Below are 16011 nucleotides of genomic sequence, written 5' to 3'. Positions count from 1 at the left end.
ACTTATTCAACAAACCCTATCTAAATTGATGTGTATATACAAATTCAAAGGGGGAGGTAAGGTAATGGTTCCAGAATTGGAAATTTCATTGGAAAATCATTTTCTGAAATTCGTTTCTATCATATACCCTATGGATTTCAAGATGGATCGCGACGGCAAGGGAGCGAATCCCCGGGAGCATAGATAACGATGTGACTGGGGTGAGTGAGTGCGGCCAACAAAGAGGCAACTTGAAAGATAACGGGTATACAATTTATGGTTTAGATAGAGTAATAGCTCGTATGAATCATCGTATAGTGAGAAGATTTAATATGTTTGAGTCTAGTTTAGATATTTCAGAAGAAACAGGTATAATTGAAGGTAGAAAATTTAATAATTTGGACTGGAGTAATGAACATCAACCAGATTTAGTATTTAAAAGCTGTGTTATCATTGATTCGAAGTTTTCAGGTGCAAACTTAAATGGTTTGCGTTTAATAAATTGTCAAGTATTTAACTGTGACTTTATTGAAGCCAATATTTCAAATGGTGAGTTTGAAAATACATTATTTTATAGTAAAGATAGTCAAAAAGGTTGTGATTTTCATAGTGCAGACTTACGTAGTTCAAAGTTTATTTGCTGTGATATTTCAACAAGTAATTTTTATCGTGCTGAGCTATTTGATATAACAATTGATAGGTGTCAGGCGCAAGGGTGTCATTTTGAGCTTGCCGACTTTACAAAAGTAGTCAGTCGAAAAGTTATATTCAGCTCAGCAACATTAACAAAATCAAACTTTAAATATTCAGATTTTGAAGGCGTATATCTTGAAAAGTGCGACTTATCAGAAAGTAATTTAGTTTCAGTTGTATTATCAGGCGTAAACCTTGAAGGTTCAAATCTAACTAATACTATTTTTTCTCCATCCCGCTATGATGGGTTATCAATATTTAAAGCTGATTTAAGGAATGCGGAAATATCTAATATAGACGTGAGATTATTAGATTTTTCTGGCGTTGAAATATTTGAATGGCAAATGATTCCTTTGATGGAAGAAATGGGGTTTATCATCCATCCAGATAATTAAAGTAGAAAAGGCAACTGAGGTTATATTCGTTAGGATAAAAAAGAATATTTTCCTTATTATCCTATGTACTGGAGACACCTCTGATTATTTAACTGTTAACACTCTTTGAATTTTTGCTGGTTTTGCTATTGTCCGCATCTTAGGAGTTAAATATTAATAGGAGTTATGTGGAAAATGAAAGTAAGAGAAGATATTATTGCACTAAAATCTCAAAAAGAATCTCTGATAGAAAAAGATCTCAATAGAAAATGCCCAGATAATAATAAAGCCCAGATTAGTCCCAAAGTGAAAGAATTATTAGATTGGATTAGATTAACTTCTAAATCAGATGATGAGATAATCAAAGGCAAAGAAATATCGAAGCAATTTATTTATCAGTCAGGGAAACTTGGACTTTTTGGTATGCAAATACCGATAGAGTTCAATGGCATCGATATTTCTGTTTCAGAGGCTTCCCAAATCATCCAACAACTCGCAGCCATAGATATTACTCTTACAGCTTTTACTATACTCCAACACTCATGTAGTTATTTGATATTCAAACATGCTAGTCCAGAAATAAAGCAGGAATATCTATCGAAAGTGTCAACAGGTGAGATGATTGGATGTTTTGCATTGAGTGAACTCGCTGCGGGTTCGAATCCGCGAAATATGGAGTCCACCCTGACGAAGCATGATGATGATTCCTGGGTACTGAATGGTAGTAAATGTTGGTTGGGTGGAGCTTCTATTGCTGGTGTATTTATTGTATTTGCAAAACATCAATCTGCTGATGAATTAGGAATTAGCTGCTTTGTAGTTCCAGCATCTGCCTCAGGTATAGAAGTTGGTGGTGAACAGAATTATCTGGGAGTCCAAGGTCTTGATTTGCGTACCGTCACTTTTAATAACGTTGTTGTCCGAAATACACAGCGATTAGGTGAATTGGGAAAAGGCATGCAAGTTGCTGCGAGTAGTTTGCTTTTTGGGCGTACACTAGCGAGTTCACTGGCCATTGGGGTAATGAAGCGGTGTGCTCAATTGATGTATAGATTTGCTTCCCAGCGTCAAATCAGTACCGGGCTACTGATAAATAATCCAGTGACAGAATTACAACTGAGTTGGTTAATTCATGCGATAACAAGTGTGACGGCAATATCTGATCAAGCATGTGGGGATTTCGATCATGGTGTATCTGTTCCTGCGAGTTTATGTATTGCTGCAAAAGTTTTGGGATCAGAATTTGTTTGGAAAGCCACAGATAATTTAGTCCAATTGATGGGAGCAAGAGGGTTAGATGAAAGAAATGTGGCATCTAGTTTATTGAGAGATAGTCGATTTTTGAGAATAGGTGAAGGACCAACTGAAACATTATTGATGGAGATAGGTTCAATATTAGCAACCAAAGATCCGGAAAATGAATTTTATTTTGTTGAGAAACTTGGTGCTAAGGAAATTTGGAGTAAATTGTATTCATCAATAAATGAAATCACAAGATTATGCAAAATCAAAGAGAAAGGTCTCGAAGCAACCTACTATTATGCTGGTAGAGTTGGAGTTTGGGCTATTTTATATGCTTGTATAGAACATCGATATCCTTTAGAGCAGGATACCATAATTGACTGGATAAAGGATAATTATAACCAAGAATTGATTCTAATTAAAAATGACTTAAATAGAACAAGACTTGGAAGTCAGATAGATTATATTTTTGAAAAGATTAATGCTTATGGTGTGGATATTGGTTCTCTAGATGAAACGATTACGACAAATCTCAATAAGACCTCTCTCTTTTTTTCCAAGGAATGTATCAATAATAAAGAAAACCGATTTACTGATGGCGCGGCTAAATTCTATAATGATCACAAAGAAGATGAAGTTCCATTAATAAATATTATAAAAGACTCGTTATTATCTTCAGAAATTACATTGACGAAAAGTATCACGACAGCTTTGCTTAATGAAAAAATAAAAAGTAAAGTTAAAAGATTCGCCAAACGAAATAAAAAATCTATCGTAGAAGTCATATTGACTTCGCTTTCTGTATTATTAGCCAGAATTTCTAATCAAGAATCTATCTCGATACTCGTTTTCAATGTTAAGGAAAATTCGACATATTTTTTCACTTATCAATATAAACCTAACGATTCAATTGAAAGTAACTTAGTTACCCTAACCGGTAAAGTCAAACAGTGGTCGACTCCGAGTGAGGCGATTATAGATATCATTGAGAAATCAAGAAATGATTCTCCACTAATGAGTTTAACTACAACGACAGTTTGTTTTTGTATTGGACTTCCACTGCAATACAAAGAGTTAGAGGGTATTGATATTTGTATTGCTTTAGAAGAGAAAAATACTGAGCAATCCATTACATGGATTCATTCTGCTGCTTTTAACCAAGATACGATCAAGAGAAGGGCAAATAACTTAATTGAATTCATTGATTCAATTGAGACACCGAATAGATCAGTAGCAAATTTATCGATTATTCCTGATAGTGAAAAAGAGGAAATTAGGAAATATAGTAGTATAAAGAGTATGGCTAAAAGTGGAGATAAAACGTTACCTGAGTTGTTTTATCAATGTTTAGAGTTAAATTCTGGGGGAGTAGCATTAGTCGGTCCTAATGAAAACCTGACATATCAGCAATTAGAGGAAAAAACGAATCAGATAGTGGCTATTATACAAGAGGCTGGTGTAAAAGCTTGTGATGTTGTGTGTCTTTGCATGGGGAGAACTACCTACTTTATAGCCAGTTTATTGGCTATTGTTAAGATGGGAGCCACTTTTGTTGTGCTTAATGCAAGGCACCCTGTGGAGAGAAATCGGACGATAATCGCTAATACGCGTTGTTCAATAATCTTGAGTGAGAGTTCACTAGCAAATATTGTAAAGGAATTTGACGAGTGCGTTATTGAGATTGATAGCGAATTAAAATCTGGTAATTTACGTTCTATCTCACTGAGTAACCAAGCTACACCTGACTCTATTGCATATATTTCTTTTACCTCTGGTTCAACGGGTGAGCCTAAAGGGGTAATGGTTAGTCATAGTGCGCTTTGTTTGCAACTTGAAAATCGTAGGTCAATCTTGAATCTTTGTGAAAGTGATAGATTGCTATATTCAGCGGCCCCGAATTTTGATGTTGCTATATGGGAGCTTTTTGGTGCTTTTTCAGCGGGCTGTGCATTGATTGTCAATGGTGACAATCAGTTTAATTGGGAGCCAAAGGAAGCTATAAATACAATTATTCATTATGGCGTTACTCATCTTCAAGTTCCACCTACTCAGCTTGGTTTACTCATTAATGAGAAAAATATTGAAAAATGTTGTTCTTTAACTTGCATTATTACTGGCGGGGAGTTATTACCAAATAACGTAAGAGAAAGTATACATTCGAAGATAAAGGTAAACCTGTATCACTTTTACGGGCCAACAGAGGCAGTTATTGATACCAGTTATTGGCAATGCAAAATAGGTGAACAACAATCCTCTACCTATATTGGTCTCCCTTGTCCACACAGACAGATATATATATTTGACCATAATATGCAACAAGTCCCAATTGGTGTACCTGGGGAAATGTATATTGCAGGGAAGCCTCTTGCAAATGGATACCTATCAGGGGCAAAAATGACAGAATCTCTGTTTATTAGAAAAAAACCGTTTACTGAGGAAGAGAGTAAAGATTCATTCATGTATAAAAGCGGCGATAAAGCTCGCTTTATATCTGGAGGTGGGTTGGAATTTTTAGGCCGAGTTGACCAGCAGATTAAGATCAATGGTATTAGAGTAGAACCTGGAGAGATAGAAAATGTATTAGAAAGTCATGCATCTATTATGCAACTAAGGGTTGCATTAAGAAATCGAGGGCAAGATAAGGTTAATCAGTTCTTGGTTGCTTATTATGTACTATTTGAAGGTTCGATAGTCGATAAACGTGAGCTTAGACAATTTGCAAAAAAACGTTTGCCAAAGGAGATGGTGCCAAGTTTATTTATCGAGTTAAAAGCGCTTCCATTAACTTCAACCGGTAAATTAGATATCCGTGCCCTGCCAGAATTTGCGGATTTGCATAAAATAGAGGCTTCAGAAATTGACCTTTCTACAACTGTAGGCAAGGTGCGCTATATATGGCAAGAGGTGCTTGGTAGGCCAGTCAATGATGAAGATGTTGATTTTTTTGAAATTGGTGGTCACTCTCTGACGGCTGTGAAAGTACTTACTCAGCTAAGAGAGACTGTTTCAACCGATATTAAAATGAGCGATTTTCTGGAAAACTCAACAGTACAAGGATTAGCAAGAATTATTGAAGAAAAAGGTATTAATATCCATGTAGAAAAGCCTACCCCAATGTCAAGGGAAGGGGTTATTCCTTTATCAGGCACACAGGAAAACCTCTGGTATCTCTACAAGCTTAATCCTCACTCTGCGGCTTATAATTGCCCTGAAGCATTTAGGTTGTCAGGAAAGATTTGTTTAAGTAGTTTGGAGAAGGCATTGAATGATATTTTCAAACGCCACGAATCTTTAAGAACGACATTTTATGAGTTGGATGGTATTCCTTATCAAAAAATTGTACCAATTTCAGAATTTAAACTTGATGTCTGGTATTTTAATCATATATCTGAACAACAGTTTTCAGAGGAATCTAAAAAAATCGTAGAGAAGGAGTCTGCTAGGTCATTTAATTTAGAGAAAGATTATCTATTTAGGGTGTTATTCATTAGTAATCATGATGAACATGTTATTTTCTGGAATTTTCACCATATTATTGCTGATGGAACCTCTTCTGCTAATATATTTACTAATGAACTTAACCAACTTTATACTTATACCCGTCATCTTTCAAGTTGCCTCTTTGTTGGCTGCACTCACTCACCCCGGTCACATAGTTATCTATGCTCCCGGGGATTCGCTCCCTTGCCGCCGCGATGCATCTTGAAATCCATAGGGTATATTATTTAAGAGGAGAAAATATCTCTCTACCTGAGATAGCGATACAACCTATTGATTATATGCACTGGTATAACACTTTTATGAATGAATCGAGGCGTGGTGGAAAATTGGATTTTTGGCGTAATATGCTAGAAGGGGTACCTTCCGAAGTTGACATTACACTTGGGAATTCTTTTCCAACTAATATTAGTGATAGCGGTTTTCGGTTCTATTTTCAATTACCAGAAGAAATTGTGAGCCAAATTGATGAATTTTCAAAAAATAATGGATTCACCCAATTTGAGATTATGATGGCTGCCTTTTCAGTCCTTATTTATATTGTCAGCGGTGAAGATGACTTCACTATTGGAACCGTTGTAGCTGGGCGACATCATAGTGTTATTGAAAACATTATAGGAAACTTTGCCAATGTCGTGGTGACAAGACATAATGGTTTTAAACAGACGACAATTTTAAATTATCTTGAATCAATGAGAAATAAATTAACCGATATATTTGAAAATTCTGATATTCCCTTTGATGAAGTTGTTTCAGCAACATGTCCTAATCGTAAAAAAAATAAAAATCCATTATTTAATACTTTCTTTTCTCTTTACAATGGAAAAAGAAATCACCTTAATATCGGTGAGGCAGTACCTCAAGGAGTGTTATTAAATCCCGGCAATTCTCAATTTGACCTGAGTTTGGCTTTATTTTCGGATGCTGGTTCTATTAATGGATATATAGAATATAAAGTTGATCTCTTTGATAAAGAGACAGTGAATCGACTTTTCCGTTATTATATAAAAACGCTTAACTATATTTTGATGAGTCCAGATCAGAGTATTGATTATATTGAATTAGTTGATAGTGAAGAAAGAAATACTCTCGTTAAAGATTGGAATAATGAGCGAGGGCCTGTAGCAACAGATAAAACTTTATATGAAATTTTTGAAGAGCAAGTTAAACTATATCCTGATAATATTGCAGTTAAGTTTGAAGATAAATATTTAACTTACGAAGAATTAAATAAAAGAGCTAATAAGTTAGCTCACTACTTAAATAATTATGGCGTCAATCCTACTGATTTAGTTGGTCTTTGTGTTCAACCATCGATTGAAATGTTTGTAGGTTTGCTAGGAATTGTAAAGGCTGGTGCCGGGTATGTACCATTAGATCCTGCACTTCCTGCCGCTAGAATTGATTTTATAGTGAAAAACAGTGATTCAGTTGTGATTTTAACGCAATCAACGCTTGCTAAAACAGTTGCGCATTGTGGCATTGATCTAATATTGCTTGATGAAGAAAATCAGTTATTCAATGAGTATAAGGAGACAAATCCTTCGCACTCGATTCCGGCTGATAGCATCTTATATATGATTTTCACATCAGGATCGACCGGGATCCCGAAAGGCGTTCAGACTCAGCATTATAATGTTGCGGCACTGGTTTGTGATACTAATCATATGGAGTGCGACAAAGCAGATGTTTTTGCAAAAGTTAATAACTTTGCATTTGATATTTCTACATGGGAAATTTGGGCACCGCTATTGCATGGTGCATCTATTACGGTGGTTCCTGATGCTATAAAACTAATCCCACAGGAATTTTCTGCTTTTATTAAACAACAGAAAATTACCATGCTTTATCTTCCTACCGCGCTTTATCATATGATCGCTACCGAGTTGCCGGAAAGTTTTGGTGGGCTTAAGTTGCTTGTTGTGGGTGGTGAAGCACTTGATCCGACAAAAGCACACTGTGTTTTGGAAAGTAAAGCGCCACCAAAAGGCTTTATTAATGCTTACGGTCCAACCGAAGTGACATGTTCATCTGCGTGGTTTGATGTTAAAAAACTCAGTAAAGATGCAAAGAGGGTTCCAATTGGTAAACCGATCACAAATACGCAGTTTTATGTCTTAAATAGTGAACAAAGCGTTCTACCAATCGGAGCTAAAGGTGAACTATATATTGGTGGCGCGGGTGTGTCAAAAGGTTATAGGAAGCGTCCAGAACTTACGGAACGCCACTTTCTAAAAAACAGATTAGGTTCTGATATAAGATTTGACAAACTGTATCGCACCGGCGATGTCGTTAGATACTTACCTGATGGTAATTTAGAATTCATGGGTAGAACTGATCATCAAGTTAAGATCCGGGGATTTAGAATAGAAATTGGAGAGATAGAAAATATATTAAGAAAGCATCCATTGATAAAAGATGCTATTGTTTTGGTTCAGGAAGAATCACCAGGAAATAAACGTTTAGTCGCATTTGTTGAGTTTTATGAAGAGCATCAAAACACATCAATCAATACGATAAGAAAATATCTATTAGAAAATCTACCAGCCTATATGGTTCCTTCGGTAATTAAGGCGTTAAATGTTTTACCGTTGAATAATAATGGTAAGATAGATAGGAATAAGCTTAATCAAATTGAAATAGAGCTGGGTAATGAAGGTGGAGGTTTACGCTATCCGCGAGACTATGTAGAATTATCACTTTGTCTTATTTTGGAGGAGATTGTCGGATTTAAAAAACCAACCTTAGATATAAATTTCTTTGAAAGTGGTGGGGACTCTCTTCGAGCAGTCCGTTTAATTTCTGAGATAAATAAAACTTTTGGCAAGAATTTACCTTTAGATACGTTGTATGATAGCGGTAATATTGAATCCTTAGCATTAAAAATAAAGAGTAATGATATAGATAATGAAAACCGTATTTTAATACCTCTTGCAAAAAATAAATTTAATAATAAGCCCGTATTTATCGTTCATCCTCTAAGTGGTAGCGCAATGTGCTATATCCCATTAGCCACAATGTTAGCTAACCCGCTTTATGCTTTCCAGTCACCGTTATTTTATAAGCAATGGGGGCATGAATCGATAGATACCGTTGAAACCTTGGCTTCAATGTATATTGATGAAATGCTAAAAGTTCAAGAACGAGGCCCTTTTGTGCTTGGGGGATGGTCTTTCGGGGGAATTATTGCTTTTGAGATGGCGAGGCAACTTGAGTTAAGTGGTTATGAAGTATCTAAACTATTCTTGTTTGACAGCGTGGCGCCTGGAAAAGCTCATAAAGAGTTGAACATGATGAAAGTTCTTGGTCTTTGTCTCGAAGAAATTGTTGAACAATTTGGTACTCATATCGATATTGATTTAGAAAACATGAGCAAGCTGACTCACAGCGAGATACTTGATGCTGTATTAAATACTATTAAAGAACATGGTGGATTTGCCCCAGATGCTGATGTCACTATGCTTGAACGCATGATTGACACTTGCCTGGCTAATTCCAGAGTGTCATCAAAGTACACTGCTGGTACTGTAAACATTGACACGATTCTTTTTCGTGCTAAAGACCGTTCTCATATGGAAGAGATGCTGGTATTCCCTAATGAGGCTAAAGAAAGATGCTTGGGTTGGAGCCAACATATTTCTGGTGATCTTATTATTGAGGATATTGATGGTCATCATATGTCGATAATGTTCCAACCTAATGTTAACGCTATTTCCGCGGTAATAAATAAATGGATGGAGAAGAATAATTAATGGGGGGAGACTGATTTTCTATAATGATTAAAATAGGACTTCTGTCATATACTTTTTTATTTATAATACGTGGTGAATAATGAATCCATCGTTTAAATTGATAAATTAAAATAAGATGTATACCCAATGGATTTCAAGATGCATCGCGGCGGCAAGGGAGCGAATCCCCGAGAGCATAGATAACGATGTGACCGGGGTGAGAGAGTGCAGCCAACAAAGAGGCAACCTGAAAGATGACGGATATATAACTTTGCTAAAAATAAATAAGTTAGTGCTGGTATTTATTCTTAAACCTAAAAAATAGGGTATGATGCTATGAATATAATTGGTATCTCTGCAAATTTTCATGATTCTTCTTGTGCACTGATCAGCGATGGTCAATTAATAGCTGCTGTTTCAGAAGAGCGATTTTCCAGATTCAAAAATGACTCTCGACTACCAATTAGAGCTTTCAGATATTGTTTAGAAGAGGGCGGAATTAATATTACAGATATCGACTGTATTGCTTATTATGAAAACCCTTATAAGAAGTTGTCTAGGCAACTTGCTTCCAATTTCAACTTTTCTGCTACTAACGGTCTTCATTGGTTGGACTGCCACAAGCCATTTCGTGATATTACTGAAGTATTGGGGTATGAGAAAGAGATCAAGTTTTACGATCATCACATGGCACATGCTGCCGGGAGCTATCTATTTTCTGGCTTTACTGACGCGGCTATATTGACTTCTGATGGTGTGGGGGAATGGGAAACTTCTACTTTTGGTTATGCGCAAGGCGATAACATCAATTTGTTCGAGAAAATTGAATATCCAAATTCAGTGGGTCTTTTTTATAGCACTATTACTAACTACTTAGGATTCAGAGTACTCAGTGGCGAATATAAAGTCATGGGATTAGCGCCTTATGGTAAACCAATATATACCAATAAGTTGCGAGAAATGTTCAGTATGGAGAAAATATTTAGGTTTAAGCTGAATATGAAGTTCTTTGATTTTTGCCAGATAAATAGAATGTACACGGATGCTTTTATTGACTTGATTGGTTTTCCCCCAAGAGAACAAGAATCTGTGATGCTACAACACCACATGGATTTAGCGAAAAGCTTGCAAGTGGTGTTGGAAGAGATTCTTATCAAACAAGTTCATGATCTGCGGGAAAAAGTTGATTCAACAAACTTATGTTTGTCAGGAGGTGTTGCTCTAAACTGTGTTGCGACACATGCCATCCGTAAGACTGGCCTATTTAATAATATCTTTATTCCTTCTGCTGCTGGAGATTCTGGTTCCGCTTTGGGGGCAGCTGCATTGGCTCATATTGAGATGACGGGAAAACGACACAGTTACGAGCCATTTACAAACCCTTATCTCGGTCCAAAGTTTAGTAACGACAACATATTGGAGATGCTAACTTCAATGGAGATTGAAGCGTTGGATTTCCGTGAAGATAGAGAAGGTTTTGAGCAAACCATTGTTGAGATGCTCATAAATGGAAAAGTCATTGGTTGGTTTCAGGGGCGGATGGAATTTGGTCCTAGGGCTTTAGGAGCACGAAGTATTATTGCGGACCCGAGAGATCCTTCTATGCGAGATCGGCTAAATGCATTGGTCAAAAAGAGAGAAGGATTTAGGCCATTTGCGCCAGCACTTTTGGAAGAGGAAGCCGCAAATCATATTGAATTATCAATTCCAACACCATTCATGCTTGAAACGTGTCAAATAACCTCAAATCTCAGTTTACCCGCAGTCACACATGTTGATGGCTCTTGCCGACCACAAACAGTTACTGCTGATACTAATCCAAAGTTTCATTCTTTACTGAAGGCGTTTTATAACGCAACGAATTGCCCAATATTGGTGAATACTTCATTTAATGTGAGGGGAGAACCCATCGTTTGTACTCCACTTGATGCGGTAAGGTGTTTTGGTAATTCAGGAATTGATGTTTTAGTTCTGGAAGATTTTATTATTGAGCGAACTATGCTTTCGGAAGCGTTTTCTAAGATGGCAGAAATAGAGTTTAGTTTTATTCAGCCACCACAAGATCTCTTTACAGGGCAATCTATAGAAGCCATCTATACCTTTATCTAGAATAAACTTACGTTTTTAGGAAAATAATATGAATCAATCTAATGTCAATACCGAAAAGTTAGCGGAGTTTCTTTCTGATAATCAAGAGAATGCCTTGGAAGTTATGCGGTTAGCTCAAATTTATTTGATGAATGAAGATCAAAATAGTCATGGTACGACATTTTGCAATAATATCCCTTCATGCAGTGGAAATGTTGATGGATATACTGCTATCGGTACATGGCATCCAACGAAAATTGATAATGAGGTGGTTTTTATAAGACGCGAGCAATCTGATTCCATTTTTTGGGAGAGTTCACAGCAGCAATTGACGGTGAGTAAAACTAAAGGTGTGAAAAGGGTATGTCTTATCGGCGAGTCTGCGGCGCTTGGCATGTTTTTTTCACCTTATATTACACCGGCTAAAACATTATCTCACTTACTTAATCAATATTCTGATGTTGAGTGGGAGGTTATCGATCTTGCAAGAAGTTGCATTAATGCCGGTGGTTTATTAGATACTTGTAAGGCGAGTTTACAATTACAACCGGACTATGTGATTATCCTTGCGGGTAATAACTGGTTTTCAGATGTTTTATTTGAGCATAATGCACCTTTAGAAAGGCGAAGAGATTATGCGAATGTACTCGCAAACTTAGGCCCTAATGGAATTGCGGTTGAATATAAGGAAAAATTAGAAAAGAATGCAGAAATATTGATAAATAGAATAGATGCAATATCTAAAGAAAGTCATGCTGAGTTTATTTTTGCTTTACCCGCATCAAATTACGCAGATTGGGAGCGTAAAATGCCGCTCCATTGGTTAGGTAATGGCAAAACTGTCGAGTGGTATGAATTATACCGAAAAGCATCGCAATCAATGATGAGTGGACAATATGTTGAGGCTTTGGCGTTGGGCTTGAGCATGGTCGAGATTGATGGTGGTATTGCGGCCACTTCTAACCGTATTGTGGCTAATAGTTTGATTGCATTAAATCGTGCTGAAGAAGCTAAATCGTATTTGGATGCAGAATGCAGCTATGCATTGATGCATGATCTTGTAACATCATTCCCTGGTACTCCCGCATTTGTTAAAGAGCGTATTATTCAACAAGATATTGATATTAAAGTTATCGATCTGGAATATTACTTCTCTAAGTATTTAGGTTCGAAGGTGATAGGCGGCTCGCTTTTTGTTGATTACTGTCATATGACCCCGGAAGGCTTTAAAGTTGCGATGTCTTCTATAGCAGAATGGTTAATTTGTCACGGAAAAGATAAGCCAGATGTAAACTGGGAGGTAATGGCAAAGAAGACGATTGAATTAGACGAATCCTCATATAACTTAGCTGTTTCTTATTTCTACATTGCTTTATATAACAGTCATATAAATCGACCTATTGATGAAATCGCAGAAAGAGAGCGAATAGTTAAGTTATTTGGAAAAGCCGTTCAGTACTCAGAAAAAATACTGGATGTTATGGAACTTTATGTTAAAGCCAGAAGTTGTGAAAAAGGGGCTGGATTTGGCTTGAGTCGAGCAGGGCAAAAGCTACTTGAGCTTGTCAATTCTCCACTTGATTTTCCAGTGGCTCAATCGTCACCAGGTGCAGATGAACAAACTATTGACGCAATTTGTGAAATATTCGACAAGCACGGCCGTAATGGCAAGGGGTTGAAAGAATCGTATCAAAAGAGTTATATCGATCAACTTAAACATGGTGTAGATTTGACAGAACCTCAATATATTGAACGAGTTGGCTCAGTCATTAGAATGTCTAAAGATCCTGAGATAAATACACGAAGAAGCATTCCATATTTTAAATCATGGTGGCCAACATCATCATTTACTTTGATTACCAACGGTAATCATGATCTGAATATAGAGATGACGAGTAGAGTTAAGAAACATATCAAAGAGAGTAAAGTTAAGATTTCAATTAATGGTGAATTGATTAAAGAAGTAGAGCTATCATCGGAATGGTCCCATCATAAGCTAATAATTTCTAGTTCTCTCACTAAACTGGGATTCAACAAGGTTACTTTGGAATGGCCTAGATTGGCACAAGATGAAGAAAAAGAAGTGTTAAATATATCATCGCGATATAATAAAGGTTTAAAGACTGAAATATTTCCAATTTTTGGTGAATTATTCTCATTGAAAGTATCTTGCTCAGAATAACTTGGTTTTATAATGTCTGTATGATCTGCCATCCATTCAATGAATCTGAATTATAGATGTTGTTTGGTGGCAGCTTTTTGTGTTTATATTAGATAGGATTCATAATGTTCAGAGGTGAATTGATTTATGCCACCGTTAATGTTAAAGCTATTACCGATAATACTTATCATTGGAATGGTTCCATCATTTATAGAAGTTGACATCACATTGCCAGCATTTCCCCAAATGCTAAAATTTTTTTCTGCAACTGAATCGGCAGTGCAATTTACTCTAATAGTAAATTTCTTAGGGTTATGTATATTCACGCCTATTTTCGGTCCACTTTCAGAATCATATGGGCGAAGAAAAATCATTTTAATCGGCGCTACTCTGTTCTTTATTGGTAGCATAGGTTGTTCAACCGTGGTTGATCTTAATCAATTGTATTTATTTAGATTTATCCAAGGGGTAGGATGCAGTGCTATTTGGATTGTCGGGTTTATAATTTGTTCGGATACTTATAAAGATGAGGAGTCAGTACAGGTTTTTGGCATTCTCAACGCGGCAATATCAATGGCCCTCATTATAGCTCCTATTGCGGGTTCTCTTATTGTTGCACATTATAATTGGAGATTTACCTACCACTTAGTGGCTTTACTGAGCTTTCTTTCCTTTATAGCTGTGCTTATCATTCCTGAAACAAATCGTAATACGATAAAGTTGAGTGTAAAGATGGTCACCAAAAGTTATTGTCAACTTATATTCAATACGCGTTTCTTAATATATGCTTTTACACCTGGGCTATTAGTATCTGCATGTATTGCATATGTATCTGTTGTGCCCTTTTTATATATAGATAAAATGGGAATGAGTTACTACATATTTGCAGTGCATCAAGCGATATTAGGAATATGTTTGTCGGTGGCTGGATTTTATTCAGGTGCTTTGAATAGAAAGATTGGATCAGCTAATTGTATCTATTTGAGTATTATAATTTGTTTGATAGGTTGTGGTTCATTAATGATATTTAGTCATATTTATCCCGAATCTGCAATACTTTTTACACTGTCGATGGCCGTTATCTGTATAGGTTCTGCTTTCCAATATAGTATGGTATTTTCTCGTTCTTTGGCGTTGTATCCTGAGTTAGTTGGTTCAGCATCATCCTTATTAACTTTTTTTCGACTTATTTTCTTCAGTTTCAGTGTCCTTATTTCAGGATGGGCATTTACTGGAAAACTATTTAATTCAGCAATTATAGTGTCATTAATAATTGCTATGGGGTTGTTATTTTCATTTTTTGTCTTAATTGATTTGCGAAATAATGTAGTTAATAGGAAAATTAACAATGAATCACATATTAGTTGATTAAATGAGCACTTATTCTGAGTGGTGAAATTATCTTACTAATAACATTGACCATTTATTGATATCTATTTTGTTGAGGTCATTTATGAGAATTAAAGTTATCATTCCACTGTTGACGTCAAAATATAATTCTGCGGTACAAGAAGAGCTGTATCCCTATATTGCACCAGACGTATCAATCACTATTATTAATTTAGAATCTGGCTCGCCTTCGATTGAGTCCCGTTATGACGAAATGTATTCAACTCCTGAGATTGTTAGCAAGATTGTTGAATCCGAAGAGGAAGGATATGATGGGGTTTTCGTGAGCTGTGTCAGTGATCCCGCTATTTCGGTTGCGAGAGAGATGGTTGATATTCCTATCGTTGGGGGGTTTGAGCCTGCCGCTCTCAGTGCTGGAATGATCTCGAAGCATTGGGGAATAATTACAATTTCCCAATCTTGCGCACGTTTGGTTAGAGATCTTGCGACATTAGCGGGTATTCATCAGCAATTGGCTTGTATTCGCAGCATTGATCAACCCATTAATGAATTGCATAAAACACCGGGACAGCTAGAAGATGTTCTCCTTACTCAAGTTAAAAAGATGATTAAAGAAGAGCAGGTAACAGCCATAGTATTAGGTTGTACCGGCATGATGGGGATGGCAAAGTACTTATCCAAAGAGATGAAGGCTGTAGGAATGCCGATTCAAATAATTGATCCTACAGCAGTTGCATTGGGTTATTTACAGATGATGATAAGAGCTGGTCTTACCCACAGTCGTTTGGAATATCCAAAGTTGGATTTAAGAGAAAGGGAGATTAGTTGCATTAAGCGGCCTTCTTCTTAATTCTGTGTAATTGTCATCCCAATATTGAGTGCTTGAGTTAGTGCT

8 protein-coding genes are annotated in these 16011 nt (G+C 36.4%); all 8 read left to right on the top strand.

Annotated features, from left to right (window positions below):
• Positions 1-191 precede the first annotated feature (191 nt).
• The 8 genes from ACGF49_RS12150 (at position 192) to ACGF49_RS12115 (ending at position 15966) form a co-directional block, all read left to right on the top strand.
• Positions 192-1067 carry a pentapeptide repeat-containing protein gene (locus ACGF49_RS12150; RefSeq protein ID WP_205068580.1) on the top strand — a complete coding sequence of 292 codons (876 nt, stop codon included), beginning with the start codon at positions 192-194 and terminating at the stop codon, positions 1065-1067.
• Positions 1068-1241: 174 nt separating this feature from the next.
• The gene (locus ACGF49_RS12145; RefSeq protein ID WP_262978401.1) at positions 1242-6017 is read left to right on the top strand and encodes a non-ribosomal peptide synthetase; all 4776 of its coding nucleotides are present in this window, start codon (positions 1242-1244) and stop codon (positions 6015-6017) included.
• Positions 5951-9538, top strand: coding sequence for a non-ribosomal peptide synthetase (locus ACGF49_RS12140; RefSeq protein ID WP_113044115.1), 3588 nt, complete (start codon positions 5951-5953; stop codon positions 9536-9538). Before ACGF49_RS12145 ends, ACGF49_RS12140 begins: the two co-directional genes overlap by 67 nt.
• A 115-nt stretch (positions 9539-9653) precedes the next feature.
• Complete coding sequence (locus ACGF49_RS12135) at positions 9654-9842, top strand: hypothetical protein (protein WP_146748140.1); 189 nt, start codon at positions 9654-9656, stop codon at positions 9840-9842.
• Between the two features lie 11 nt (positions 9843-9853).
• Positions 9854-11626 carry a carbamoyltransferase C-terminal domain-containing protein gene (locus ACGF49_RS12130; RefSeq protein ID WP_113044116.1) on the top strand — a complete coding sequence of 591 codons (1773 nt, stop codon included), beginning with the start codon at positions 9854-9856 and terminating at the stop codon, positions 11624-11626.
• A 28-nt stretch (positions 11627-11654) separates the two neighbouring features.
• Entirely contained in the window at positions 11655-13787 is a 2133-nt protein-coding gene (locus ACGF49_RS12125; protein ID WP_387491140.1) for a hypothetical protein, read from the top strand.
• Positions 13788-13913: 126 nt separating this feature from the next.
• The gene (locus ACGF49_RS12120) at positions 13914-15134 is read left to right on the top strand and encodes an MFS transporter (RefSeq protein WP_228902034.1); all 1221 of its coding nucleotides are present in this window, start codon (positions 13914-13916) and stop codon (positions 15132-15134) included.
• 85 nt (positions 15135-15219) lie between these two features.
• Entirely contained in the window at positions 15220-15966 is a 747-nt protein-coding gene (locus ACGF49_RS12115) for an aspartate/glutamate racemase family protein (RefSeq protein WP_162120775.1), read from the top strand.
• The last annotated feature ends 45 nt before the right edge of the window (positions 15967-16011 follow it).

The organism is Photorhabdus sp. RM96S (assembly GCF_042879335.1).
In the GTDB taxonomy this organism is placed as follows: Bacteria; Pseudomonadota; Gammaproteobacteria; order Enterobacterales; family Enterobacteriaceae; genus Photorhabdus; species Photorhabdus kayaii.
Note: the sequence above shows the minus strand (reverse complement) of the source record. Positions and strands in the feature narration are given on the sequence as shown.

What these genes read in the sequence shown, in the direction of transcription:
- ACGF49_RS12145 (WP_262978401.1), top strand. Translation starts at nt 1,242, where the DNA reads ATGAAAGTAAGAGAAGATATTATTGCACTAAAATCTCAAAAAGAATCT.
- ACGF49_RS12140 (WP_113044115.1), top strand. Translation starts at nt 5,951, where the DNA reads ATGCTCCCGGGGATTCGCTCCCTTGCCGCCGCGATGCATCTTGAAATC.
- ACGF49_RS12135 (WP_146748140.1), top strand. Translation starts at nt 9,654, where the DNA reads ATGTATACCCAATGGATTTCAAGATGCATCGCGGCGGCAAGGGAGCGA.
- ACGF49_RS12130 (WP_113044116.1), top strand. Translation starts at nt 9,854, where the DNA reads ATGAATATAATTGGTATCTCTGCAAATTTTCATGATTCTTCTTGTGCA.
- ACGF49_RS12125 (WP_387491140.1), top strand. Translation starts at nt 11,655, where the DNA reads ATGAATCAATCTAATGTCAATACCGAAAAGTTAGCGGAGTTTCTTTCT.
- ACGF49_RS12120 (WP_228902034.1), top strand. Translation starts at nt 13,914, where the DNA reads ATGCCACCGTTAATGTTAAAGCTATTACCGATAATACTTATCATTGGA.
- ACGF49_RS12115 (WP_162120775.1), top strand. Translation starts at nt 15,220, where the DNA reads ATGAGAATTAAAGTTATCATTCCACTGTTGACGTCAAAATATAATTCT.